Annotated in this window: 20 protein-coding genes; 19 read left to right on the top strand and 1 reads right to left on the bottom strand. The window is 41.2% G+C overall.

Going from position 1 to position 25,631, the window contains the following annotated elements:
- The first annotated feature begins 218 nt into the window (after positions 1–218).
- The 10 genes from CU633_RS14245 (at position 219) to CU633_RS14200 (ending at position 13,659) form a co-directional block, all read left to right on the top strand.
- On the top strand, positions 219–986 hold the full coding sequence (locus CU633_RS14245; protein WP_101661263.1) for an NAD-dependent protein deacylase: 768 nt from the start codon (positions 219–221) through the stop codon (positions 984–986).
- A gap of 398 nt (positions 987–1,384) precedes the next feature.
- Positions 1,385–3,124 (top strand): sigma-54 interaction domain-containing protein, encoded by a 1,740-nt coding sequence (locus tag CU633_RS23555; protein WP_180954975.1) that lies wholly within the window; start codon positions 1,385–1,387, stop codon positions 3,122–3,124.
- A gap of 231 nt (positions 3,125–3,355) precedes the next feature.
- Positions 3,356–4,450, top strand: a complete 1,095-nt coding sequence (locus CU633_RS14235) for a DUF917 domain-containing protein (protein WP_101661261.1) — start codon at positions 3,356–3,358, stop codon at positions 4,448–4,450.
- The gene (locus CU633_RS14230) at positions 4,447–6,021 is read left to right on the top strand and encodes a hydantoinase/oxoprolinase family protein (protein ID WP_101661260.1); all 1,575 of its coding nucleotides are present in this window, start codon (positions 4,447–4,449) and stop codon (positions 6,019–6,021) included. The genes CU633_RS14235 and CU633_RS14230 overlap by 4 nt, the downstream gene beginning before the upstream one ends.
- A gap of 66 nt (positions 6,022–6,087) precedes the next feature.
- A complete protein-coding gene (locus CU633_RS14225; protein ID WP_101661259.1) occupies positions 6,088–6,810 on the top strand; it encodes an aspartate/glutamate racemase family protein in 723 nt (240 codons plus the stop codon).
- Positions 6,811–6,964: 154 nt separating this feature from the next.
- On the top strand, positions 6,965–8,284 hold the full coding sequence (locus tag CU633_RS14220) for a purine-cytosine permease family protein (protein WP_101661258.1): 1,320 nt from the start codon (positions 6,965–6,967) through the stop codon (positions 8,282–8,284).
- A 28-nt stretch (positions 8,285–8,312) separates the two neighbouring features.
- Positions 8,313–9,410: a DUF917 domain-containing protein gene (locus CU633_RS14215; protein ID WP_101661257.1), complete on the top strand. Its 1,098-nt coding sequence runs from the start codon at positions 8,313–8,315 to the stop codon at positions 9,408–9,410.
- Positions 9,410–10,990 carry a hydantoinase/oxoprolinase N-terminal domain-containing protein gene (locus CU633_RS14210; RefSeq protein ID WP_101661256.1) on the top strand — a complete coding sequence of 527 codons (1,581 nt, stop codon included), beginning with the start codon at positions 9,410–9,412 and terminating at the stop codon, positions 10,988–10,990. The genes CU633_RS14215 and CU633_RS14210 overlap by 1 nt, the downstream gene beginning before the upstream one ends.
- A 66-nt stretch (positions 10,991–11,056) precedes the next feature.
- Complete coding sequence (locus tag CU633_RS14205; RefSeq protein WP_101661255.1) at positions 11,057–12,079, top strand: dipeptidase; 1,023 nt, start codon at positions 11,057–11,059, stop codon at positions 12,077–12,079.
- A 1,022-nt stretch (positions 12,080–13,101) separates the two neighbouring features.
- Positions 13,102–13,659 carry a DnaA N-terminal domain-containing protein gene (locus tag CU633_RS14200; RefSeq protein WP_101661254.1) on the top strand — a complete coding sequence of 186 codons (558 nt, stop codon included), beginning with the start codon at positions 13,102–13,104 and terminating at the stop codon, positions 13,657–13,659.
- A gap of 328 nt (positions 13,660–13,987) precedes the next feature.
- On the opposite strand, the gene CU633_RS14195 is transcribed toward CU633_RS14200, so the two are convergent.
- Positions 13,988–14,791: an AraC family transcriptional regulator gene (locus tag CU633_RS14195; protein WP_101661253.1), complete on the bottom strand. Its 804-nt coding sequence runs from the start codon at positions 14,789–14,791 to the stop codon at positions 13,988–13,990.
- Positions 14,792–15,022: 231 nt separating this feature from the next.
- Between CU633_RS14195 and CU633_RS14190 the strand changes: the two genes are divergently transcribed.
- The 9 genes from CU633_RS14190 to CU633_RS14150 all read left to right on the top strand — a co-directional run bounded on the left by CU633_RS14190 (position 15,023) and on the right by CU633_RS14150 (position 25,230).
- Positions 15,023–16,531, top strand: a complete 1,509-nt coding sequence (locus CU633_RS14190) for a sugar ABC transporter ATP-binding protein (RefSeq protein WP_101661252.1) — start codon at positions 15,023–15,025, stop codon at positions 16,529–16,531.
- 198 nt (positions 16,532–16,729) lie between these two features.
- Entirely contained in the window at positions 16,730–17,575 is an 846-nt protein-coding gene (locus CU633_RS14185) for a sugar phosphate isomerase/epimerase family protein (RefSeq protein ID WP_101661251.1), read from the top strand.
- Positions 17,576–17,589: 14 nt separating this feature from the next.
- Positions 17,590–18,435, top strand: coding sequence for a sugar phosphate isomerase/epimerase family protein (locus tag CU633_RS14180; RefSeq protein WP_101661250.1), 846 nt, complete (start codon positions 17,590–17,592; stop codon positions 18,433–18,435).
- The gene (locus tag CU633_RS14175; RefSeq protein ID WP_101661249.1) at positions 18,435–19,925 is read left to right on the top strand and encodes a sugar ABC transporter ATP-binding protein; all 1,491 of its coding nucleotides are present in this window, start codon (positions 18,435–18,437) and stop codon (positions 19,923–19,925) included. The genes CU633_RS14180 and CU633_RS14175 overlap by 1 nt, the downstream gene beginning before the upstream one ends.
- The gene (locus CU633_RS14170) at positions 19,900–20,925 is read left to right on the top strand and encodes an ABC transporter permease (protein WP_101661248.1); all 1,026 of its coding nucleotides are present in this window, start codon (positions 19,900–19,902) and stop codon (positions 20,923–20,925) included. The genes CU633_RS14175 and CU633_RS14170 overlap by 26 nt, the downstream gene beginning before the upstream one ends.
- 45 nt (positions 20,926–20,970) lie before the next feature.
- A complete protein-coding gene (locus CU633_RS14165; protein WP_101661247.1) occupies positions 20,971–21,972 on the top strand; it encodes a sugar ABC transporter substrate-binding protein in 1,002 nt (333 codons plus the stop codon).
- A gap of 56 nt (positions 21,973–22,028) precedes the next feature.
- Positions 22,029–23,096 carry a Gfo/Idh/MocA family protein gene (locus CU633_RS14160; RefSeq protein WP_180954974.1) on the top strand — a complete coding sequence of 356 codons (1,068 nt, stop codon included), beginning with the start codon at positions 22,029–22,031 and terminating at the stop codon, positions 23,094–23,096.
- On the top strand, positions 23,093–24,262 hold the full coding sequence (locus CU633_RS14155; RefSeq protein WP_101661245.1) for a Gfo/Idh/MocA family protein: 1,170 nt from the start codon (positions 23,093–23,095) through the stop codon (positions 24,260–24,262). Before CU633_RS14160 ends, CU633_RS14155 begins: the two co-directional genes overlap by 4 nt.
- Positions 24,259–25,230: a sugar phosphate isomerase/epimerase family protein gene (locus tag CU633_RS14150; protein WP_101661244.1), complete on the top strand. Its 972-nt coding sequence runs from the start codon at positions 24,259–24,261 to the stop codon at positions 25,228–25,230. The genes CU633_RS14155 and CU633_RS14150 overlap by 4 nt, the downstream gene beginning before the upstream one ends.
- The last annotated feature ends 401 nt before the right edge of the window (positions 25,231–25,631 follow it).

Genomic DNA, 25,631 nt, shown 5'->3' with positions numbered 1-25,631 from the left:
GAATAGTAATATAAAATCCCGAAACCAGGTGGTTACGGGATTTTCGTTTTGTCTTGGGATAATATAAAAAATGTTAAAGACATTTAAATACATAGTGTAGTGCCGCTTTAGGTAAGGGTATATTATATATTAATCCATGTATTTTTAAAGAACATGTTTGAGAACAAGCTTCTTACTCATCCGATAAATAATTATACATTTGCTTGGAGTGGTATTTAATGGGGAATAACACAATCGAAAAATCTGCAGACATTATCAGAAATTCGCATAACATCGTCGTCCTAACCGGTGCTGGAATTAGTACCGAATCAGGAATTAAGGATTTCCGGTCACGGACCGGGATCTATAAAATGGCACCGGAATACATACTTTCTCTTGACTACTTTTATGAGAATCCAAAAGATTTCTATCAATTTGCCTTCGAGAATCTATACCATCCTGATGCGGCTCCCAATAAAGGCCATGAGATTCTTGCGAAATGGGAAAATGAAGGACGAGTCAGGCACATCATTACTCAGAATATAGATCGGCTCCATCAAAAAGCGGGGAGCAAAAACGTGATTGAATTTCATGGAACCATGCAGTCTGCAACCTGCTTGAATTGCGGTCACAAATACTCAACTGAGGAAATGGCTCGGCGGTATGATCAAATGGAGGATTTTTATGTTTGTGACCTCTGTTCTACTGAAGCAAAAGAAGAGCGGTATATCAAACCTGATGTAGTATTGTTCGGAGATACAGGTGATTGGTTTACGGTTGAAGGATTTAACACGATCATCGACATGATCAGTCAGGCTGACTGCGTATTAGTGCTCGGTACAAGTTTAAAGGTGACACCATTCTCAACATTTCCGGCATATAGGGAACCAGGCACACCATTAATCATTATTAATAAAGGTGACACATCTTACGATTTTGAACCAGATACATATGTGATTAAGGAATCTATTGGTGAAACCTTAAGAAGAATTGATAGAAGGTTATAAGCATGTAATCGCAGTATAGATCGCTCCTTGTTGCGCAAATCGCTTTTAGATAAAAAACACTCACATCGGCTGCCCGTTATTCGGGAGCCGATGTTTCATGTAATTGTAAGTTGAAGTATAGCGGCGTGCTCGCTCGCAGCAAAAATCTTGTTGCTTGTTTCTATCATAGATATGGCCTATCATTATTTTAATATAATAAATGTTCTGAAAGAACATTGTGTTTATCGTTATTATATGTTATTTTATCAAGTAAAAAATTCGATCTAACACACTCGATTTAAAAATGCGCATTGATTGCTCTGAGTAGCCAGGAGCAAGAGATTGCTAGAGATATAAATCCTAATCTATATCAAATTGATTTCTTTTTTAAATCAAACAGTTATTTAGAGGTGATGCTATTGTTAATACAAGTAAATATGGAAGAAGTAAGTGCGACCATCAATAAACTGTTTAACTCATTTCCAGTAAAGGTTGAAATGATACTGGAAGATAAAAGTATTGAAACGCTGCCACAAAAGTGTCCGGTCATTAATAAAATCAAAAAGACCGGCATAGATGTGTTCATTTGTAACAAAGAAGAGCAAAACTCTTGCATTACATGTTCGCTGAAAGATGAGTGTTTTGTTGAAACGGTTGTTATAAAACCTATAACGAAGAACAAAAAAGTAATCGGAGTTTTGTTGGTAACTCCCTTGGATGGTCAGGGAGACTGGCTGAAGAGAAACTTGGATAATATTGAAATTCAACTTGATTTTTGCTGTCAATGGATAGGCAGTAAAATTGAAAATGACGAGTTAAAACAGGAAAACACCTCGATCTTGGAAGAAATGAATGGATTATTCTCTTTTATTGAAGATCCCATTTTATTAGTTGGCCGGGATGGAACCATTCATCACTTGAGCAATAGTGTCAGCAAGCATTTTAGAAAAAGTAAGACGGTTTTACTGGGCGGAAACATAAACGAAATTATGTCCGATTCCGACTGGCTTGCTGTGCAGAACGCGAAGAAACAACAGGATTATAAAATTTTTATTACAACTTCTGAAAATAAACAGGAAGAATATCTGGCTAAAGTTAAACCGCTATATTCAAGCGGGGTCATTGTTTCATTTCTTATTCAGTTGACACTTATCCAGGATTCAAAAAAGAAAATGAGAGAACAAAGGGTCCTTTACACCTTCAATGATGTGAAAGGCACAAGTGATTCGATTCAAACGGTTGTTGACATGGCGAAGCGGGTTGCACCAAGCGATGCGTCTATTTTATTGAGAGGTGAGAGCGGTACTGGGAAGGAAGTATTTGCGCAATCAATCCATCAAGCAAGCCACCGGAAAAACGGGGCTTTTATCGCATTGAATTGTGCTGCCATTCCTGAGGCTTTACTGGAAAGTGAGCTTTTTGGACATGTAAAAGGAGCCTTCACTGGTTCAAGCGGCGACAAGCCTGGCAGATTTGAATTGGCGAATGGCGGGACGATCTTTCTTGATGAAATCGGAGATTTGTCACTGCATTTACAAGCAAAATTATTAAGGGTTGTTCAGGAAAGAAAAATTGAGCGCGTGGGAGATACTAAAAGCACTCCTGTTGATGTACGGATTATCACAGCTACGCATCGCAATCTTGAAGAGCTTGTACGTAAGGGTGAATTCAGGGAAGATTTATATTATCGGCTGAATGTGATTCCCGTCACGATTCCTCCTTTAAGAGAAAGAACAGAGGATATTCCGATTCTTGTCGACTACTTCATGAAAAAATTCTCCAAGGAGCTATTCCGCTCACCTAAGCGACTATCAAATGATGTATACGAACTCTTACTCGACTATCAATGGTCGGGTAATATAAGGGAATTACAAAATGTTGTCCATCATTTTGTCCAATTGGAAATTGGTGACCTGGTCACGATGAAAAGCCTTCCCACCTATTTAAGGGATTTATATATGAAGGATACAAGCATGGACATGAAAAAAAGCATATTGATTCCAGCTAAAGGAACCATCAAAGAAGATGAAAAAGAGCTGATTATTGCATTATTGGATCAGTATGGCAGGGATACTGGTGGTAAAAAGAAAGTGGCAAATCACTTGAATATCAGCTTGCCTACTTTGTATAGAAGGCTTAGCAAATTGAAGATTAAATAGTCATTAGGATACTGAGAAAATGATAAATTGAGAAAACGTGAGAAAAATTGAGAAAAACAGAGAGAACTTTTTATTATGTGACTATATAGGCTATTCACAGCCTTATCATTATTAAAAAATTCTCATAATTCACTAAAGTTAAAAATTTTTTATTCCCATCCAGCAAAGGCTTGATTGGGTTTCTTTTTTTGGCACAGTTCTTGCAATGGATAACAGAAAGGAGTACCACCTATGTCATGGCAGATAAAAAAGCAGGACATACCGCTATTAGCAATTGGTGCAAAAATTTTATCTTGTGGGGGAGGCGGTGACACCAAAACGGTACAGCATTTATTAATGTCTATTATGAGCGACCAGGATGAAATCATTGTAAAGACCATTTCTGACTTAGTGGATGAATGGGTTGTAGCGGTCGGTATTATGGGATCGACTATTTTATTTGATGAACACATCCCAAGCGGGCGAGAGGGCGTGCAAGTTCTTGAGTTGTATGAATCGACTCATAAAACAAAAGTCGGTGCACTAATCCCGATAGAAATTGGTGGAGTGAATGCCTTAACTCCTTTAGTAACGGCTGTTTTGAAGAATTTTCCTGTTGTAGACGGAGATGGAATGGGAAGGGCCTTCCCCGAGTTATCGATGACAACCTTTCATCTTTCAGGTATTCCGGTAGCACCATTGGTCCTGCAAACACATGATGAACATATGTTTATTCAGGATTTGGACACCATCCAAAGTACAACAGAACTGGCAAAAGATTTTATGGTCAGGAACGAAGGATTTGCCCATTTACTTTGTTTCGCAGCCAATGCCAGAAAAATAAAAACATCCATGATTCCAGGATCATTAAAGTTGATTCATCGGTTAGGAGTTGCCGTCAAAAAAGATACATCGAAGAGCCAAAAAATTGAAGAGATCAGCGATGTTTTCGAGAACTCGATCTATGGCAGACCCAATCCGGTCATTAGCGGCGTCGTTTCCGAAGTTAACCGCTGGTTTGAAAAAGGATCATTGGTAGGAAAGCTCACAGTGGAGGGCCGATCTTCATTTGCAAATAAAAGGATTGAAATAGAATTCAAGAATGAGTTCATTTCGATAAAAGAAGAACAGTATGTTAGCACAACACCTGATCTCATCCTTGTATTAAATGACGACAATTTGCTCCCATACAGTGTTTCTGAAATACAGGCTGGACATTCTGTGATTGTATTCGCGGTTCAGGCTCCGAATATCCTTCGCACGAAAGAAATGCTTGAGCTTGTTGGACCTGAGAACTTTGATTTAGCTGTGTCCTATAAAACCCTTCCCGGAGAATTCAGGTTATGAAACTAGGTATTGATGTTGGAGGAACAAATACAGATGCAGTTATTGTCCGGAATGATGGTAAGCTTCTTTCGTGGTCAAAGCATTTGACAACGAAGGATATTACTACTGGTATTGAGCTGGCCGCAAAGGAAGTATTAAAGGAAGCGAATATCCAGCCTCAACAAATTGACGGGATTTTCGTTGGTACAACGCATGTGCTTAATGCACTTTATCATCTCGTCAATCTTTCGAACACGGCGTTAATCCGGATTACAAAAAAACCATCGTTGATTGAGCCTGCAGTGCAATGGCCTGGCAGTTTAAAAAAATATCTTTCAAAGGTCTACCATTTTGAGAGTTCATATTCTTACACAGGCAAAACGAATAGCCATTCAACGATGAATTCAGATGCTTTCAAGCAGTTATTCCACGATTTAAAAGAATTCAATTTTGAATCAATCTGCATCGTGGGAGCTTATTCCCCTTTATATGCAAGTGAAGAGCTTGAAATCAGGAATTACATTAAAGAATCTTTCCCTGACATTCCGATCACAATGTCACATGAAATTGGAAGCACCGGTTTCATAGAAAGAGAAAATGCGGCTCTTCTAAATGCTATTCTTTCGAAGGTTATCCGCCAGGCGATGATTGATTTATCGACCGTTTTCAGGAAGCTCTCATTAGAGTGTCCGTGCTGGCTGACTCAGAATGACGGCTCGCTGATGGAAATCCAGGAAGCGATCGATTATCCTATCTTAACAATTGGGTCCGGGTTTACCAATAGTATTAGAGGGGCCAGTATCTTGAGCGGCTTGGACCGCTGTATCGTTGTCGATGTCGGCGGAAGTACGATTGATATCGGAAAGATCCTGAACGGCCAGCCGGAGGTATCGATAGGTTCAACTTCTATTCTGGACATCGATGTTAATATGCGGGTTCCGAAAATGTATTCCCTTCCTTATGGTGGAGGCAGTCTTATTTCAATCGAAGAAGAATCTGTCCGGATAAAAGAAACGATCGCCAGCGATATTGCACAACATGGGATATCCTGGGGCGGTAACATGTGGACGTTGACCGATTCTTTCCTTAAGGTTTATCCAGAGTCGTTTTCAGATGAAAAAATAACACTAACGGAACTGGATAAACTGTCAGAAGATGACTGTCAAAAAGTCATTAATACAGTGACGGGTGAAATCAAGAAAAAGATAGCCAGGCTTCAGCAGAACAATGAAGCCCTTCCGATTGTTTTAGTTGGTGGAGGCAGTTCACTGCTTGTGAATAGGCTATTTGGAAAATACCAAAAAGTTTTCCATCCTGTCGGCTTTCATATATGCAATGCAGTCGGCGCCTGTTTTGCACCGCTTAGTGCTCAGGTCGATAAAGTGTTCTGGCTTAGGGATAAGACGAAGCAGGAGATTATCGAAGAGGAAAAGGAAAAACTGGTTCATCAGCTACTGATGAAGGGAGCAACAAGGAACAGCATTCAGGTGGTATCTGTAGAAGAGTTCCCCTTTGATTATTTGAAAGGGGAGGTATTGAGAATCCGCTTGAAGGCTTTAGGAGAATTGGAGTTTATTCCTGCCCGGAGGTAAAGAGGTTATCTAATTTTTATAAGTTAATATTCAGAAAATTCTACTAATTAAAAGGAGTGAAAGTAAATGAAAATCAAAGTAATCATGCCAATCACATCTGATATTTTTAATGAGGAAATTCTGGAAGAAGTTAAATTTTATGCATCTGAAACAACTGAAGTTGGAGTGACCAGCCTCGATTATGGCCCTGCATCAGTTGAAAGTGAATACGATGAAGCATTGTGCGTACCTAATTTCCTTGAAAAAGCGAAAGAGGCTGAGGAAGAGGGGTACGACGGAGTCGTCAGTGACTGCTTCGGTGACCCGGGAGTAAAGCCGGCAAGAGAAATTCTGGACATTCCGGTCGTTGGTGCTTGTGAATCCTCAATGCTGTTCGCAAGCTCATTGGCTAAATCATTTTCCGTCGTTACAGTGCTGCCGAATGTAGTCCCTATGATTGAAAATATCAGCAAAACATTAGGTGTCAACGGTAATTTAGCCTCCGTCCGCTATGTAAATATTCCTGTGTTGGAAGTTCATGATAAGGATCGGCTAAAAAAAGAACTGTATGAGGAAATGATCAAAGCAATCGAGCAAGATGGCGCGCATGCCCTAGTGCTGGGCTGTACCGGATTCATGGGTGTTGCAGCAGAACTACAGGAACGCCTGAAGCAAAACGGGTACGATGTTCCGGTCATCGACCCGGTATTTGCAGCAACAAGATTGCTCGAAAGCTTGATCGCTATGGGAGTAAAACAGAGCAGGCTGACTTACATGACGCCGCCTTCAAAACAGAGAATAAAAGCTTAATCAGTTTAAAACTTTTTGCAGGTTTAATTGTCGGAAGGTTCCAAAATTAACCCGGGATTTTGTCTTACCGTTATGAGCTTTCAGGGTTGGACAAAATCCTTCTTTTGAAGGCGGGGATTGGGGAAATTAATCATTTAACAGGAGGTTGGAAGGAATGAAAGAAACAAAGAAATTAGGAGATGATTATTCACTGTCCAGAGTCCCGCAATCAGCGAGATTGCCGATGTGGGACATCATGCTTGTCCGGGTAGGTGCTCTTGCCACCCTGTCTCAATTTATGCTCGGTGCTGCGCTAGGTTACGGAATGACTTTCTGGCAGGCGTTTTGGGCCATGTTCTTTGGAAGTGTCATTTTACAGGTTATCAGTTTTCTGATAGGTTATGCTGGTGCAAAGGAAGGCCTTTCAACGAGTCTATTGTCTCGCTGGACTGGATTCGGCCGATACGGTTCCAGCATCATCGGCACAGTCATCGCCATTTGTACAATAGGCTGGTTTGGGGTGCAGAACTCGGTCTTTGCAAATGGATTAGTTGAGGCAACTGATGGAAAATTGACCCTTCCCGTTGCCGCTGCAATAACTGGCATAGGCGTAACAATATTGGTTATCTTTGGATTCAAGCTATTAAGTATAACTGCGAAAGTTGCCGTACCTGCCTTTTTATTGGTGGTAGGATTCGGAATCTATCAGGTTCTTAGTGATCATTCGATCATCAGTTTAATGAGTACCCAGCCCCCGGGAGAGACGCTGTCACTTGGAGTAGGTGCAACAATGGTGGCCGGTGGTTTCATGATCGGCGCCGTCATTACTCCTGACTTCAGCAGGTTTGCCCGAAACGGGAAAGACGTTTTCTGGATGACCACGATTGGTACCATAGTTGGGGAGATGGGTGTCGGCATGGTTGCTGTGTTGATGGCCCACGCTGCAAAAACGAGCGATGTTGTCAGTATCATGCTTCAAACATCCGGCTGGCTTGGTGCGGCAGTCGTCGTTTTTTCAACCGTTAAAATCAATAACCTGAATTTATATTCTTCTTCCCTGGGCTTTACGAATATCATTGACTCCGTTTTTAAGGTCAAGCTAAATCGTGGTATCGTGACTCTTGTCATTGGAGTAATTGGCACTGTGCTATCCATTCTGGGGATCCTTGACCGGTTTGTGGACTTCCTTGTTTTACTTGGAATTATGATTCCGCCGATTGCCGGGATCATGGTTGTTGATTACTTTATATTAAAAACGTATCGAACAGCACTTGATGAGAGCAGGAAGAATGGAACCTTGCCAGGCGAGCCTGAAAGATTGAATCCTGTTACACTTGTGGCCTGGATGGCGGGATTTGCAGGCGGTTATTTTATTACTTTTGGCATACCATCGATTAATTCACTCCTGATAAGCGGAGTTATCTATTACGCAGGTGTTTTAGCTGTAAAAGCGATCAGAAGCAAAAATGAGGTAAAAAGTACTGTTGTATCGTAATCTATAGCAAAATTGGAGGACATAAAAAATGAGAAAACTAGGAAAACAAGAAATCGAAGATATCGCGGTTGGTGCTGCCCTACTGGGAACAGGCGGTGGAGGTGACCCTTACATTGGCAAGCTTATGGCCCTTCAAGCTATCGAAGAATACGGGGAAATTACGCTGCTGGATGTGAATGAAGTGCCGGATGACGCCTTAGTCGTCCCTTCCGCGATGATGGGAGCACCGACGGTTATGCTTGAAAAAGCACCAGGCGGAGAGGAAGCCACAGCTGCTTTTAAAAATCTCGAAGCTTATTTGGGTAAGGAGATTTTCGCAACGATGCCGATAGAAGCAGGCGGATTAAATTCGATGCTTCCCCTTGCCCTTGCTGCAAAGCTGGGCTTGCCAGTCGTCGATGTTGATGGAATGGGCCGGGCGTTTCCCGAATTGCAAATGGTCACTTTCTATTTGGATGGGATCGCAGCAACGCCGATGGTTCTGGCGGATGAGAAAGGGAATACTTCATTGCTTTCCACCATCAATAATGTCTGGACTGAGAGAATTGCCCGTGCAGCTACAATTGAAATGGGCGGGTCATCCATGATTGCCATTTATCCAATGACCGGAAAAAACTTAAAGGAAAGCGGAATCAGCAATATCCTTAAGCTTGAAGAAGAGATTGGCAAGTCGATCAGGCTTGCGAAGCAAAACAATGCTGACCCGATTAAAGAAGTCCTGAAAAAGGCAAACGGATTTGAGTTGTTCCGCGGCAAAGTCAGCGATATCAACCGGAAAACTGAGACTGGTTTTGCCAGAGGCGTGGCGACATTCGAGGGTATCAATGAGTACAAAGGAGAGACGCTCGAGGTCAGGTTCCAAAATGAGCATTTGCTCGCCCAGACAACCGATCAGCGCCTCCTTTGTGTTACACCAGATTTAATTGCTGTGCTTGATGCGGAAACTGGCCTGCCAATCACAACGGAAGGAATCAGATATGGCGCCAGATGCGTGGTCATCGGAATGCCTTGCCATCCAAAATGGAGAACAGAGAAGGGCCTTGAAACAGTTGGTCCAAAATACTTTGGCTATGATGTTGATTATGTTCCGTTGGAGGAACTTGTAAAAAAAGGAGTGACAGCATAATGGGTGTTTATCGTATTGGAATTGATGTCGGGGGCACTCATACAGATGCAGTGCTATTAGATGAAAATAATACAGTCATTTCGGAGACGAAATCACCGACGACAGAAGATGTAGCGACTGGTATTTATACAGCAATGAAAAAAATCATCAATGATGCAAATGTTCCGCGAGAGCAAATCAAATATGCGATGCTTGGAACCACCCATTGCACCAATGCCATCGTGGAAAGAAAAAGGCTGAATAATATTGCTGCAATCCGCATTGGTGCTCCAGCCACTTTGGCAGTCAAACCACTGATAGGTGTACCGGACGACCTTCGTGCGGCACTCGGTAAATATGTCTACCTTATCCGTGGAGGCCATGAATTCGACGGACGGGAAATTGTCGAATTAGATGAAGAACATTTATATCGGATTGCCAAAGAAATCAAAGGGAAAGTCGATTCAATTGCGATAACTTCCGTCTTTTCTCCCGTATCGCAAAAGCATGAACAACGAGCAAGTGAAATTTTGAAAGAAGTACTTGGAGACGACATTTCGGTTTCTTTATCATCCGAAATCGGTTCAGTCGGATTACTGGAAAGGGAAAATGCTACGATCCTCAATGCAGCTGTTGTAAATGTGGCTAAAACGGCAGCTGACGGATTTATCAATGCTTTGAAAAATGAAGGGATTGATGCGAGAGTCTTTTTCGGACAAAATGATGGTACATTAATGTCTGTAGAATATGCGGTCAAATACCCAATTTTCACAATCGCCTGCGGACCAACGAACTCATTGCGCGGCGCATCGTACCTGAGTGATTTCTCGGATGCGATCGTTGTCGATGTCGGTGGAACTACGTCCGATATTGGTGTGCTAGTTCAATCGTTCCCAAGAGAATCTTCTTTAGCGGTTGAGATTGGCGGAGCGCGGACAAACTTCCGGATGCCTGACCTTATTTCCATCGGACTTGGTGGGGGAACGATCATCCGGATCCAGGATAATGGGGAATTTACGGTTGGACCAGACAGTGTCGGTTATCGTTTGCCTGAAAAGGCCTTGATTTTTGGAGGGGACACTTTAACAACGACAGATGTTGCTGTGGCCCTTGGAAAAGTGGAGCTTGGTGACCCTTCAAAAGTGGCCCATCTTGATAAGGAATTATTAAATAAAGTTTATGATAAAATGGTAGATCTAGTCGAAGAAGCCATTGATAAGATGAAAACCAGCGCAGCTCCTGTACCAGTCATTCTCGTTGGCGGCGGCAGCATCTTGCTCCCGGAAAAATTAAATGGAGCATCAGAAGTGATTCGCCCTCAGCATTCAGGAGTAGCCAATGCGATCGGCGCAGCCATCTCCCAAGTAAGTGGACAAATTGAAAAAGTCTATGCACTAGCTGAAATCGGCAGAGAAAAAGCATTAGAGCTGGCCAAGGAAAAAGCGGTGTCTGAAGCAATCAATGCCGGCGCTGATCCAGACAGCATTATCATCGTGGACATAGAAGACGTCCCGCTAGCCTATATGCCTGGCAATGCCACTCGCATTCGTGTGAAAGCAGCCGGTGATTTAGCCCAGGTTGATGTGACTGAACTGGTGTGATACAAACCGGATAAAAAAGCTCTAGTATAATCTAGAGCTTTTTCTAATACAAGGGAGGTCAAGAACATGAGCACAAACACTTACATAGAAGAAATAAAAAATAAAACATTAATCATTGACGCACACTTTGATTTATTAATGGACGTCTCCATTCAAAGGGAAAAAGGCAGAAAAAAGGTAATTGAAACAGATTATTTTTCACGTTTTAAAGAAGGTGGTGTCAATATCATTATTGCAGCCATCTTCATTGATAGTGCATTTCTGCCTGAAATGGCACTGCGGAAGGCGCTCAATCAAGTAAGTGCTTTATATGAAGAAGTACAGGAATCTCCAGATAAATTGATGATTTGCCGGAATAGCGATGACATGACCGCTGCTCAACAATCCGGAAAAATTGGTTTTCTATTATCTCTCGAGGGCGTGGAACCAATAGGGACAGATTTAAGCTTATTAAGAGTGTTCTTTGAATTGGGTGTCAGAAACTGCGGCTTGGTTTGGAGCAGAAGGAACGCGGTCGGGGAAGGCAGCCATTTCAGCCCTGTTCGCGAAGGTAGAAAGGGAGGGATTTCCCACTTTGGTGTCCAGTTGATTGAAGAGGCCGAAAAACTTGGTATCACGATCGATGTTTCCCACTTAAATGATGAAGGATTTTGGGATGTTGTGGATATTTCAAAGAAGCCAATCATTGCTTCCCACTCAAATTCAAGGGTCCTGTCCAATACAATGCGCAATTTAACAGATGAACAAATGAAAGCAATTGCCTCAACCGGCGGGGTAATAGGGGTCAACGCAGTTAGTATTATTGTCGCCACAAATGATGAAAACAGCACTCTTGAGCAGTATATGAATCACATTGAACATATTGTCAATCTTGTTGGAATCGACCATGTTGGCATCGGACTGGACCTGTGTGATGATTTCTTCAAATATGTGTCACCAGATGACTTAGCCAGTATGCCGCGTAAACCCTTTGACGTAATAGAAGGGCATCAAAATCTTCCCAAATTAATAGAGGGCTTGATTAATAGGGGCTACAAAGATGAAGACCTGAAAAAAATTCTAGGCGGCAATTTTTTAAGAATATTTTAATTTTATATAACTTGAATTTAACATTTACCAGCTATCTTCAGATGGGCTAAAGAGAGCGGGTGCTTTTATTGCTCATGAAGGACAAAACTCATTTGAAAAATAGGAAAAGTGGTCTTCATAGGGCTCATGAAGGACAAAACTCATTTGAAAAATAGAAAAAGTGGTCTTCATAGGGCTCATGAAGGACAAAACTCATTTGGAAAATAGAAAAAGCGGTCTTCATAGGGCTCATGAAGGACAAAACTCATTTGGAAAATAGGAAAAGTGGTCTTCATAGGGCTCATGAAGGACAAAACTCATTTGAAAAATAGGAAAAGTGGTCTTCATAGGGCTTATGAAGGACAAAACTCATTTGGAAAATAGAAAAAGTGGTCTTCATAGGGCTCATGAAGGACAAAACTCATTTGGAAAATAGAAAAAGCGGTCTTCATAGGGCTCATGAAGGACAAAACTCATTTGAAAAATAGGAAAAGTGGTCTTCATAGGGCTCATGAAGGACAAAACTCATTTGGAAAATAGGAAAAGTGGTCTTCATAGGGCTGTGAAGGTCAAAACTTATAGGGAATACGAGAAAAATGTCCTTATGAGTCCGATATATGGAAAGATTAATAATTGGCGAGAAAAGCTCTCTATTTCTAAAATATCAAAGCCCGTAAATCAATAATTCTTTTATAGGTGACTGTGGAATACTCCCTGGCTAATGTTCGCCTTTTGAAGATGTTTGAAGATTTCTCATTTGTTGAAAACGGATTTTAATTCATTCGGCAGTTGATTACTTTGTTCCTTGTACTCTATCATATAGAGGACACTTCTTCTGTATGGTAGTGATTTCTAGTCAATTTCACTTTAGCATAGAACGAAGTATTTTTTCATTTGTATAAACAATGCCAAGGAATATAATGAAAGTACAACGATGCTTCGCTCTCAACTCGTTACCGGATTTATTGAGGTGCGAAAGTTGAGTAATGTAATTATAGATTGACCAATTATTTTACTCATGTGCATAGAAAAAGAGGGTTCTTATGAAAACAAAAGTGAGAGGAATGGCTAGAAGAAAGGGTATACTCGGAAAGATGAAGGAAAGCAAACTGACCAGTGAAGCGAATCTTGCTGAACGAGAGATACAACTGTTGATGCTTATATCGGAGATTGGCATAGAGCGGACACTAGTATTGATCTCCCAGCAATTAAACGGTAGTTCTGACTACCGGGGCAATAGTTACATAGAAAGTATAAATAAAAGATTAGAAAAAATTGAATTGTGGATTCAAAATCAGAGTGAAGAGAGTGGAAGTGCAGAAGAATCATCATGTTACGTACCAAAAAATGAAGATTTAAAGGAGTTTATCCATTGGAATCAGGTTCTCTCACAGATTCAACAACAGATTTCAAAACCTTCATATGATACATGGTTAAGAAACACTTCGGCAATGCTGCAGGATGACGATGTCGTCATTGTCTTCTGCAAAAATGAATTTCAGCGTGATTGGCTTGAAGAACGGTATCGGCAAGAGATTTTTTTTACCGTCAAAGAAGTGGCTGGAAGGACATATGAAATTGAATTCGAGGTATTAATTTAAAATAAGATTTCAAATTTCGCATAACTACTTTAGTCTATGCGAAATTTTATTTTTTGGAAAATCATCAATGATGCTAACTACGTATTAGTGCACGGTACGAGTTTAAAGGTCACGCCCTTCTCAACATTCCCGGCATATAGGGAACCAGGCACACCACTGATCATTATTAACAGAGGGGATACATCTTACGATTTTGAACCTGATACATATGTGATTCAAGAATCTATCGGTGAAACCTTGAGGCAGATTGATGAGAACTTATAAAAAAAAGAAACCCCCTATCTCTGCCAGGAATAGAGGCTTTCGAAATCTTTTTGCGTTTTGCTTGCTAAGCCCTTTTTCGAAACTTCCCCGGCGACTGGCCAGTAAATTTCTTAAACAACAAATTAAAATAGTTAGCATTCGGATACCCTACCTTGTAAGCGATTTCACGGATGGTCAAATTGGTATGAAGAAGCATGCTTTTAGCTACTTCTATTCTATGTTTAATTAAGTACTGTATTGGTGAAATTCCCACTTCATCTTTAAAGGTATGTGCTAAATGATAGGGATTTACATAAACAATATTGGCTAATTCATTTAGAGAAATATCGCTATTATAGTTTTCGCTGATATATTTTTTGACTTTTTCTGAGATGGAAGAATTGTCATTCGACTTTGTAGAATGTAAAGTCCGAAGGATTTTAATAATCAGTGTTTGCAGAAGAGAGGAGATAATTTCCTGGGAACCGAGATCTTTATTTTTGAATTCCTCATTAATATCCTCAATATATTTATTGATCGTCATATGATGCTCCTGTGCTTTCAATATAGGTGAATCATCTGACTGGATAATACTGCCCTTTGGAAGTCCCGATAATTGCAAATTAGCGATGGTTAATGAAAAGCCCCTTATATTCATCTCGACAGAGGCCGCTGCTCCGTGTTCGATATGTGGATTAATCAGTAGTAAATCGCCTCTATTTAAAGTATAGACTGCACCATTAATCTTAAAATCCCCTTGACCTTCCTGGATAAATAAAATCTCAGTGTGTTCATGTTTATGTAGGCTTTTATTGTGTTTCGGGTTTCGTTTGAGTTCGTCAATCGCGATTAATTGAGGAGTTTGAATTAATTTTGGAAATTTGTCCATAAGGCCCTCCTCTCCCGGAATTCCAGATTAATGGTATAATATGAGTGACTATTCTGAATAAATAAATTAATTGTAGTATTATTATTAATAATGAGAAATTTGAATACAAGAAGTATTTTAAAATCCCGCAAGAAAGTATAGTTTCTGAACAATTTATTTCATTTTCCAAGAGCCTTTTGTCATTTACACTGGAGAAAACTATTTTTTGGCAGGGATGAAAGTGGTGAATTAATGCTGATACAAATGACAAATATCAGTAAATCATTTTTTGGAAACAAAGTATTGGATAATGTCAACTTCGAGTTAAAAGCTGGAGAAGTACATGCTATAGTAGGTGGGAATGGAGCAGGCAAGTCCACCTTGATTAATATTATGTCAGGTCTATTTGAACAAGAATCGGGAGAAATTGCTGTCAATAATCAAACAGTAAAATTTAGTTCCACTCTCGATGCATACCATCACGGTATCTCGGTTATTCATCAAACCCCCAGCCTGGTACCTAATATGAGCGTTGCCGAGAATATTTTTTTAGGGTTACAACCCAAAATTTTAAAGGTTTTCGTAAACACTTTTAAAATGAGAAAAGATGCAAGGAAAATTCTTGGCCAGCTGGGGGTTTCAATCAATCCTAATTTAAAAGTACACCATCTCCCATTTCGCCAGCACTACCTGGTATCGATCGCAAAAGCGATCTTCCACCAATCAAAAGTTCTAATCATGGATGAACCGACCGCAAACTTGACCGAACTCGAACGGGAAAATCTTTTCAGGCTCATCAAAAAGTATAAAAGCGAAGGAGTTGGAATTGTTTTTATCACTCATCGATTGAACGAGATTCACGAGGTTTGTGATCGGGTATCTATTCTACGCGACGGTAAACATGTTGCGACCCACCATGTGAATGATGTAACTGTTAAGGATATTACCAATTTAATGTTTGGCTACAATCTGAAGCACTATTATCCCCCTATCTTAAAAACAAGAGGAAAAGAATTATTAAGGATTGAAGACTTAACTGAAAAGCCTGTTCTTGATCGGGTGAATTTTTCCTTGTATGAAGGTGAAATCCTTGGAATTGCAGGACTTGCTGGTTCCGGAAAAACAGAATTGGCGAAGATCATTTTTGGCCAGAGAAAGAAGGACAGTGGAGCAATTTATTGGAATGGGCGGGAGATTGACTTTAAACACCCGATCCATGCTGTTCATAACCGTTTTGGCTACGTTAACGAAAATCGTTTGACCTCCGGATTATTTATGAATATGAGTGTCACGAACAATTTAACGATTGCCAGTTTAGACAAGTTAAACAATCTGAAGTTTATTAATGCTAATACTGAAGCCGATCAATCGATTGATAAAGTGATTGATTTAAATATTAAGCTGAATCATATCAATCAAAACATCAGGTATTTGAGCGGCGGAAACCAGCAGAAGGTTATGCTGGCAAGATGGCTGATGACCGATTGTGACCTTTACATTCTTGATGAGCCGACAAGAGGTGTCGATGTTGGCAGCCGATCAGAGATTTATCTTAAAATTCATGAGCTTGCCCAAGAAGGAAAAGCTGTCTTGATCATTTCCTCCGATATAAGTGAATTGCTTGGTTTATGCAATCGCATTCTCGTTATGCATAGAGGAAAAATAGTTACAGATTTGAAAAACGAAAATCTCTGTGAAGCAAAGATAAATTGCTTGATGAATGGAAATATCCTTGAAGAAGTATCTGCAGGTAAACTATAGAAAGACGATTGCAGGATTATGCTGCCAGTACAAGGCGGTGTAATCTTTTTTTGTGAATTTTCACAATACCGCAAGATTCTGAATGTTTTACTCAATTTTGTTGATTGTTCGATGCTCTTAATCCACGTAACATTAGGCTTAAGATATCTTTTACTGGTTCATGAACGCAGAAAATATTATGAAACGAGGAGGACTTTCATGTTTAAGTACAGTTTTGATTCATTGGTATATTTCGGTGAAGATGTTGAAAAGAGTGTAGAGAGAGTTGCAAGGTTTGGATATGATGCGATTGAATTGGTAGGTGAGCCAAAAGCCTATGATACAAAAAAAGTAAGAAAAATTGTAAGCGATTACGGAATTACCGTATCCTCGATCTGTTCGATCTACAACCATGAACGGGATCTTGCCCACCCTGATGCTCATAAGCGTAAACAAGCGATAGATTATGTAAAAAGTGTAGCTGATATGGCAGCTGAGGTAGGAGCACCGGTTATGATTGTTGCTCCGACTGCGAATGGAAAAACAGCATCTCTGGCCAGTGATGAGGATGAGGCGAAGTGGGCCATTGAAGGTATCCGCGAAGGTGCGGAATATGCCGCTAAATTAAATGTTAATTTATGTATTGAAGCATGGAACCGTTATGAAACATACATGTTAAATCGCCTGGACCAAGCGCTCGATATGTGGAAAAAGGTCGATCTTCCGAATGTCGGAATCATGGGAGACACATTCCATATGAATATTGAGGAAGAAAATATTGCCGAAGCGATTCGCAATAGCGGCGAAGCATTAATACACGTTCACTTGGCTGACAGCAACCGAAAAGCCCCGGGACTTGGCCATATCGATTTTGCACCGATCCTGCAAGCGTTAAAAGATATTAATTACCAGGGTCACTTAACCTTCGAAATTCTCCCTGCTGCGGCTGATCCATTTGGCGTTATGGAAAAGGGAGGCGGCCAGGAGTTCTTCGATGACTATACCCAAAAATGCATTGATCACCTTAAGTCTATCGAAAAGTCTATTTACTCAAAAACTTCATAAGGAGTGAAAGATCGATGAAATACGGTGCAAGTACTTTTATATGGGTCTCTCCTTTTTCCAATCAAACATTATATTTAATCGATAAAGTAAAAGACATAGGTTTTGATTATTTGGAGATTTGTATAGAAGATCCTGAAACCATTGATATATCTGCAATTCAAAAACAGCTAGAAGAAACAGGCGTTCAAGCACTGGTTTGTGGGGCTTTTGGCCCCGGCCGTGATATAAGCTCAGACGACCCGGCGGTTCGTGAGGAGGGGGTTGCCTATATCAAAACGTGCATTGATATTGCCGCAGAGCTCGGATCACCTTTGGTTTCCGGTCCAATGTATTCAGCAACCGGAAAAACGCGGCTATTATCAGCAGAAGAAAAAAAACAGCAGTGGGATTGGGCGGTTGAAAATATGAAAATAGTCGCTGATTATGCTGCAGTGAAAGGGATTAAGCTCGCAGTTGAGCCGTTAAACCGTTTTGAAACGGACTTTATTAATACCGTCCAACAAGGATTAGAGTTTTTTAACCAGGTAGATCGTGAAAATGTCGGCTTTTTGTTAGATACATTCCATATGAATCTTGAAGAGAAGAGCATTCCTGAAGCGATTAAACTGGCGGGAAATAAAGTCTTTAATTTTCATTCATGTGAAAATGACAGGGGGACACCTGGAACAGGACATATTCCATGGAAAGAAGTTTTCCAGGCGCTTAAAGAAATTTCCTACGATGGACCGGTAGTGATTGAATCATTTACGACTGAGATAAAGGAGATAGCCCGTGCTGTTTCACAATGGAGGCCGCTCGCTCCCTCACAGGATTCACTTGGTGAAGAAGGTTTACAGTTCCTTAAGAAAGTTGGCTCGTAATGATCAGGACAATGGAGCTTGAAAACATAAGTAAAGCGTTTCAAGGTGTTCAGGCATTAAGTGATGTCAGTCTTAAGATTCATGGCGGACAAATCCATTGTTTAGTAGGCGAGAATGGTGCGGGGAAATCAACGATGATCAAAATCCTTGCCGGATATTATAAGCCCGATCAGGGGGAAATCACGATTGATGGCCATCAAGTTTCTTTTTCCAGCCCAAGGGATTCGAAAAATCATGGCATATCGGTTATTCATCAGGAATTACTTCTTGTCCCTCACCTAACCGTAGCCGAGAATATTTCCCTTGGTGATTGGCCGAAAAACAACCGCAAAATGATTAATTGGAAGAACATGAAAAAGCGGGCTGAAGACGCTTTGAATAAGCTTGGAGCAAATGTTGATCCCGAAGCAAAGGTCTCCAGTTTATCAACAGGCGAACAACAGTTGGTAGAAATAGCGCGCTCGCTGTCAATGGAAACCAAAGTACTTATTTTGGATGAGCCCACGGCATCCTTGTCCGAATCAGAAACACAGCGGTTGCTTCAATTAGTGAAAAATTTGCGGAATAAAGGATTAGCCATTTTATATGTTTCACATCGGCTCGAGGAAGTGTTTGAGCTGGCAGACATGATTACTGTATTCAGGGATGGAAAACTTGTAGCATCCGCTGCTAAAAAAGAGATAACTCCGAATAATGTTGTTCGATTAATGGTAGGAAGAGACGTCTCTTTAGAAAGAACGAGAGCTGTAAAACATGGAAAAAAAGTTTTGGAAGTTCGCAATTTGAAACGCAGCGGGGCAGTTGAAGATGTTTCTTTTGATCTGCATGAGGGAGAAATATTGGGACTGGGTGGACTGGTTGGATCGGGCAGAACCGAGATTTTCCGGTGTTTGTTTGGCGTAGACCCGATTGATAGCGGCGATATCATCATTAATGGGAAAGAGACTCAAATTAAAAGTGCCATGGATGCTATAAACCTGGGAATTGGTTTTGTGCCGGAAGACCGTAAAACGCAAGGGTTGGTATTAAGCGGGAGTGTTAAGGATAACGCATCACTTTCTATTCTTAATAGAATCAAGAAATTTGGATGGATTAACAAGCAGCGCGAAAAAGAAATCGTTCAAAGCTATAAAGAGCAGCTTCGAATCAAAACACCTACATTGGACACGTCTGTTATTTCTTTAAGTGGAGGAAACCAGCAAAAGGTAGTTCTGGCCCGCTGGTTGGCAACCAACCCGAAAATTCTCCTTCTTGATGAACCAACGCGCGGCGTGGATGTAGGTGCAAGGGCAGAGATTCAAAGTATGATCGAAAATCTTGTTTCCAAGGGACTTGCCATTATCATTATTTCTTCCGATCTAATGGAGCTGTTGGCGCTGAGTGACAGAATCCTGGTCATCAGGGAAGGAAGAAATGTTGCCGAGCTTACAGGCGACAAGATTACGAAGGAAGAGGTGCTGAAGTATGCAACAGGAGCAGACGCAGGTTAATCAAAATGTTGATGTGGCTGAATCCGAAACATTTCAAAACAAACTTCAATTGCGGCAAACTTTTAAACAATATTTAGGCAGTCTGGGATTGCTCATTGTAATCATCGCATTTTGTATTGTGCTAAGTATGATGTCTCCTGTTTTTTTGACCAAGGTAAATTTGATTAACCTTTTAATGCAGTCAACCATTCTCGTCACGCTGGCATTGGGAGTCACCTTTGTGATTATCACAGGCGGAATTGATTTATCGGTTGGTGCCGTTATGGCGGTATCCTCGGCTATCGGTTTAGGGTTAATTGTCTATAACGGAATGCCGGTAATTGTCGGAGTACTTGTCATGATTTTAATAGGAGCAGCGTTTGGCTTAATTAATGGATTATTGGTTACTAGATTATATCTATCACCTTTAATCGTTACTCTGGCGACAATGGGAATTGCCCGGGGGATCGTTTTGATTTACACGAACAGCGCGAATGTGAATCCGGTGCCAACCAGCTTCGTTACATTGGCATCCGGCAGTTTTTTGACAATCCCGTATTTGATCATTGTCGTAGCTCTGTTAGCTCTTATCGCCCATATCATTTTGAAGCACACAGTTTTTGGACGGTCGGTTTATGCAAGCGGAGGCAACGAATTGGCCGCCCGTCTATCAGGGGTAAGAACAAAATCGATCGTTACCTTAACCTATGTGATCTCCGGTATTACAGCCGCAATTGGCGGACTGTTACTAACGGCCCGGTTGGAATCTGCAGGACCTACAGCCGGTACAGGCCTTGAATTGACTGTCATAGCAGCAGTCGTAATTGGCGGTACCAGTTTGTTTGGGGGACAGGGGAATATACTGGGGACGATTTTAGGGGTAATCTTAATCTCGCTTGTATCAAACGCCATTAATTTACTCGGAGTTCCGCCTGCCTGGGATTCGTTAGTGACAGGAAGTGTTATTTTAGTAGCCGCATTGCTGGATGTTTACCGGCGCAAGTTTTTAATAAGTTCATAATGAATAGATGGAAAAAATTGGTGTCAAAAAAAGGGGTGCTTCGTAATGAAGTTGGTTAAAAGTGGGTTAATGTTTGTTTTACTCTTCACGATTTTAATCGGATGCAGTTCCGGGAATCAGTCTTCATCTGCCAATGGCTCAAATGCCGGCAATGAGGATGACGGAAAAAAAGACATTGCTGTATTGCTGTGGAGCCGGGGCTTTGAGTTTATGGTTGCTTTAGATCAGGGGATTCAGGATGAAGCCAAGAAATTAGGGGTGAATGTAACTGTCTTGGACGGCCAGGCAAATAGCCAAACGCAACTGCGGCAAATTGAAGATAATATCGCAAAGGGTGTGGACCTCATTATTTTAGCTCCTGCCAATTCCGATGAATTAGTTCCGGGTGTGAAAAAAGCAAATGATGCTGGCATTCCTGTAGTCACGGTTGACGGTGTTGTATCTGAAGGAGCTGATATCGTCAGCAGTATCGCTTTTAATAACGAAGAAGCCGGCAAGCTGGCCGCAAAACATGTGATTGATGTTTTGGGCAAAGGAACGGTATTAGAGCTTACAGGCGCGCCGGGAACTTATCATGCAACGTTAAGGGGTGGCGGCTTTAATAAAGGAATGGAAGAATCGCCAGACTTCAAAGTCAATACGAATAATGCAGAATGGTCTGCAGAAAAATCGCAGAGTATTACAGCAGATTCTTTAACTGCCACACCGGAAATCAACGCGATCTTTACCCATAATGACGACATGCAGCGGGGAGTTTTAAGCGGATTAAGACAGGTTGGGAAACTAAAAAAACCTGGCGAAGACGGTCATATCATGCTTGTTGGTGTTGATGGCACACCAGAAGCCCTGGAGAGAATCCGCAAAGGTGAGCAGGACGCAACCGTTAATCAGGATCCATTTGAAATGGGAGCGTTAGCTGTGCAAACAGCTGTTAATCATCTGGACGGCATGGAAGTTCCAAAACAACAGCTGACTCCTCCAACCCTGATTACAAAGGAGAACGTTGATGACCCTGATCTATGGGGAAATAAGTTTAAGAGTAAATAATAAAGGCCGGGGTGATATGCTGTCACCCCGTATTTATGAAAGCAAGGAGGAAAACCATGACTAAACCATTGCGTATCATTCAAGTTGGCCTCGGTGGATGGGGATGGAGCTGGACACAGGTCGTATTGGACTCTCCTTATTGGGAACTTGCCGCCATTGTGGATTTAAATAAAGATTTATTAAATAAAGCGTGTCAACACTATCAAATCAAAAGTAATATGGCCTTTCAAAGCTTAACTGAAGCGGTACAACGCGTGGAAGCTGATGCTGTGCTTGTTCTTGTCCCGCCGGATTATCATGCCGACGTTGCGCTTGAGGCATTTAAAAATAAACTCCATTGCATTGTGGAGAAACCGTTGGCAGGCACATTTGCAGATTGCCGAAAAATCGTTGAAGCTGCCGGGGAAAACGGATGCAAAATCATGGTTAGCCAAAACTATCGCTTTAAAAGAGCCCCGCAAACAGTTAAAAAGGTGATCAAGCAAAATATAATTGGGGAGCTGGGCAGCATTTATATTAACTTTCAAAAATCCCCGCAATTTGCCGGTTTCCGAGCCGAAATGGAAGAACCGCTCATCATCGATATGGCCATTCACCATTTTGATCAAATTCGTGGGATACTTGGCTTGGAGCCTGTCTCAATTAAAGCTCATTCCTGGAACCCAAAATGGAGCTGGTTTAAAGGAAATGCTGTCGCATCAGTACTATTTGAAATGTCGAATGGGGCAGTGGTTTCTTATACAGGCAGTTGGGTGTCGCGAGGCTGGGAAACGACCTGGGACGGGGATTGGCGCATTCAAGGGGAAGAAGGAGAAATCTTGTGGGCGAACAATCAAGTCATAGTAAAGCCGCATGATATTTTTAAATCAGTTTTTATGCAAGGTGCGCGCGAAACAAATGGAGAATTGCTGGTCGATTTAGTGGAATTGCCGGCAGAGGAAAGATGGGCAAGTTTACAGGAATTTGCTGAATCAATCCTTGAAAATAGAGAGCCGGAAACATCCGGAAGAGATAATTTGCTCAGCCTTGCGATGGTTTTAGGTGCGGTTCAATCTGTAAAGACTGGAAACAAAGTGCTGATTGAAGAGATTTTAAACAGTTCTAAAGCGGAGAGTTTGACATGAAAAAGATAAGAGTCGGTATTATCGGCACAGGCTTTTCAGCAAGCTCACACATAGAAGCGTTAAGGAGAATACCAGAAGTCGAAGTGGCAGCGATTTCTTCACGAAGCTTGGAGAAAGCGAAGCAGTGCGCGGAAAAGTTTGGAATACAGAAGGCTTTTGGGAATGCAAACGAATTAATTCATGATCCGGAGATCGAGGCAATTCACAATTGCACGCCAAATTACTTACATTATGAAATCAATCGCGAAGTTCTGTTGGCGAACAAACATTTATTATCTGAAAAACCTCTTGCAATGGATAGTAAGGAATCGAACGAATTGAAAGAATTAGCCGAAAAAAGCAATTCTGTGAGTGCAGTTTGTTTTAACTACAGGCATTATCCGTTAGTTGCTGAAATGAGAGAAATGATTTCAGCACAAAAGTTTGGTAAAGCAAACCTTGTTTATGGCGGTTACATTCAGGATTGGCTGTTGTTTAATAAAGATTACAACTGGCGTCTGGAACCACGGTTTAATGGCTTATCACGTGCGGTCGCAGATATAGGATCCCACTGGTGCGATACGGTTCAACATGTACTTGGAAAGAAGATTATCGAAGTTTTTGCCGATTTAAAGACGGTTCATGCAATACGCCAAAGGCCAATCCAGGAAGCTGCCACCTTTTCGAATAACACAGAAGTGCATCGGGAAGAAGTAAAAATTACAACTGAGGACTATGGCAGTGTATTGGTTCATTTCGAAGATGGAATTCACGGAGTATTTACAGTTTCCCAAGTCAGTGCCGGAAGGAAAAACCGGCTCCATTTTGAAATAGCTGCGGAAACAGCTACGTTGTCGTGGGACCAAGAAGATCCAAACCGTTTGTGGATTGGAAGAAGGGATGAACCCAATAAAGAACTGTTAAGAGATCCCGGCTTATTATCGTCTGCTTCAGCCAAATTGGCACATTTCCCAGGGGGACACCAGGAGGGCTGGCCAGATGGGTTGAAAAACCTGTTGATTGATTTTTATCGGGCAGTAAGAAGCAAAGGTGAAAATCAGGAGTACTCCGGCTCCTTCGCAACATTAGCGGATGGCGATCAGACAATGCGTTTAATCGACGCTATTCTTGAAAGCAATCAAACTCAAAAATGGATTAGAGTTAATAAATGGAGGCAGGCTCTATGAAACTTGGGGTATTTTCGGTGTTATATCAAAACTTACCATTTGAAGAAATGCTTGATAAGCTAGTTGAAATGGGATTGGAGACGGTTGAATTAGGGACGGGAAATTATCCTGGAAATCAGCACTGTAATCCAGATCAATTACTGGATAACCCGGACAAGATCAAACAATATAAAAAAGCTGTATATGACCGGGGCCTTTCCATTAGCGCCTTGAGTTGCCATGGCAATCCATTACATCCAAATAAACAGTTTGCACGGAACTCACACGAAACCTGGCGGAAAACGGTTCTGCTTGCCGAACAGCTTGAGATCCCTGTGATCTGCGGCTTTTCAGGATGTCCGGGAGACCACAGTGAAGCAAAAAATCCGAACTGGGTAACGTGCTCCTGGCCTCCGGAGTATATGGATACATTAAATTGGCAGTGGAACGAAGTAGTGATTCCTTATTGGCAGGAAGAAGCTAAATTCGCAAAGCAACATGGCATTCACCAAATTGCTTTTGAAATGCATCCCGGATTTGTCGTTTATAATCCAGAAACTCTTTTAAAGTTAAGAAATAAAGTAGGCACGAGTGTAGGAGCGAATTTCGATCCCAGCCATTTAGTCTGGCAGGGGATAGATCCGGTTGAAGCTATCAAACTTTTAGGAAGGGAAGAAGCTATTTTCCACTTTCATGCTAAAGATACTTATTTGGATCAAGCGAACATCCGAATCAACGGCGTATTGGACACAAAACACTACGGCAAAATATTAGACAGGTCATGGACGTTTCGCTCCGTGGGATATGGTCACGGCGAAAAAGTATGGCGTGATATGATGAGTGCCCTGCGTGCTGTAGGTTATGATTATGTCGTTTCGATTGAACATGAAGATATGCTTGCTTCCATTGATGAAGGTTTAAGTAAGGCTATCAGTCTATTACGTAATTCATTATTCAAGGAAGAGGTTGGAAAGATGTGGTGGGCGTAAACAGCCGATACAAAAAATAGTATCGTTCCACGTTTGCATTGCGTTCTGAATACATTCTAAAATTGGATATATGAATGTGATCGCAGAGACTTACATTAGTCTTTGCGTTTTTTTATTGTTTTTTCTTCTTGAGATTTGCAATTCTTAGAAGAATTAGGGTTTTTAACTGTCATTTAAATTAAGCCTGCAATTATGTTGTAGGATTGAGGTTCCTTTCAGATCAAGTAAGCCTATAAAAATATTTGAATCAAAATTAGCATTTGATTAGAAATTTCAGAAAAAATAAAAAAATGAATTGACTGAAAGCGCTTTTAATACTAAAATGTGTTTATGATATTATCAAAACTTAACCAAAAGATAACAAAAATAAACAAATGGAGGTGACTGCGCTTAATAAGTAT

Source organism: Bacillus sp. V3-13 (assembly GCF_002860165.1).
Taxonomy (GTDB): Bacteria; Bacillota; Bacilli; order Bacillales; family Cytobacillaceae; genus Bacillus_BJ.
This window is presented reverse-complemented; position numbering and strand designations above follow the sequence as displayed.

What these genes read in the sequence shown, in the direction of transcription:
- CU633_RS14200 (WP_101661254.1), top strand. Translation starts at nt 13,102, where the DNA reads ATGAAAACAAAAGTGAGAGGAATGGCTAGAAGAAAGGGTATACTCGGA.
- CU633_RS14245 (WP_101661263.1), top strand. Translation starts at nt 219, where the DNA reads ATGGGGAATAACACAATCGAAAAATCTGCAGACATTATCAGAAATTCG.
- CU633_RS14210 (WP_101661256.1), top strand. Translation starts at nt 9,410, where the DNA reads ATGGGTGTTTATCGTATTGGAATTGATGTCGGGGGCACTCATACAGAT.
- CU633_RS14235 (WP_101661261.1), top strand. Translation starts at nt 3,356, where the DNA reads ATGTCATGGCAGATAAAAAAGCAGGACATACCGCTATTAGCAATTGGT.
- CU633_RS14195 (WP_101661253.1), bottom strand. Translation starts at nt 14,791, where the DNA reads ATGGACAAATTTCCAAAATTAATTCAAACTCCTCAATTAATCGCGATT.
- CU633_RS14160 (WP_180954974.1), top strand. Translation starts at nt 22,029, where the DNA reads ATGACTAAACCATTGCGTATCATTCAAGTTGGCCTCGGTGGATGGGGA.
- CU633_RS14185 (WP_101661251.1), top strand. Translation starts at nt 16,730, where the DNA reads ATGTTTAAGTACAGTTTTGATTCATTGGTATATTTCGGTGAAGATGTT.
- CU633_RS14230 (WP_101661260.1), top strand. Translation starts at nt 4,447, where the DNA reads ATGAAACTAGGTATTGATGTTGGAGGAACAAATACAGATGCAGTTATT.
- CU633_RS14175 (WP_101661249.1), top strand. Translation starts at nt 18,435, where the DNA reads ATGATCAGGACAATGGAGCTTGAAAACATAAGTAAAGCGTTTCAAGGT.
- CU633_RS14220 (WP_101661258.1), top strand. Translation starts at nt 6,965, where the DNA reads ATGAAAGAAACAAAGAAATTAGGAGATGATTATTCACTGTCCAGAGTC.
- CU633_RS14215 (WP_101661257.1), top strand. Translation starts at nt 8,313, where the DNA reads ATGAGAAAACTAGGAAAACAAGAAATCGAAGATATCGCGGTTGGTGCT.
- CU633_RS14190 (WP_101661252.1), top strand. Translation starts at nt 15,023, where the DNA reads ATGCTGATACAAATGACAAATATCAGTAAATCATTTTTTGGAAACAAA.
- CU633_RS14165 (WP_101661247.1), top strand. Translation starts at nt 20,971, where the DNA reads ATGAAGTTGGTTAAAAGTGGGTTAATGTTTGTTTTACTCTTCACGATT.
- CU633_RS14225 (WP_101661259.1), top strand. Translation starts at nt 6,088, where the DNA reads ATGAAAATCAAAGTAATCATGCCAATCACATCTGATATTTTTAATGAG.
- CU633_RS14150 (WP_101661244.1), top strand. Translation starts at nt 24,259, where the DNA reads ATGAAACTTGGGGTATTTTCGGTGTTATATCAAAACTTACCATTTGAA.
- CU633_RS14180 (WP_101661250.1), top strand. Translation starts at nt 17,590, where the DNA reads ATGAAATACGGTGCAAGTACTTTTATATGGGTCTCTCCTTTTTCCAAT.
- CU633_RS14205 (WP_101661255.1), top strand. Translation starts at nt 11,057, where the DNA reads ATGAGCACAAACACTTACATAGAAGAAATAAAAAATAAAACATTAATC.
- CU633_RS14170 (WP_101661248.1), top strand. Translation starts at nt 19,900, where the DNA reads ATGCAACAGGAGCAGACGCAGGTTAATCAAAATGTTGATGTGGCTGAA.
- CU633_RS14155 (WP_101661245.1), top strand. Translation starts at nt 23,093, where the DNA reads ATGAAAAAGATAAGAGTCGGTATTATCGGCACAGGCTTTTCAGCAAGC.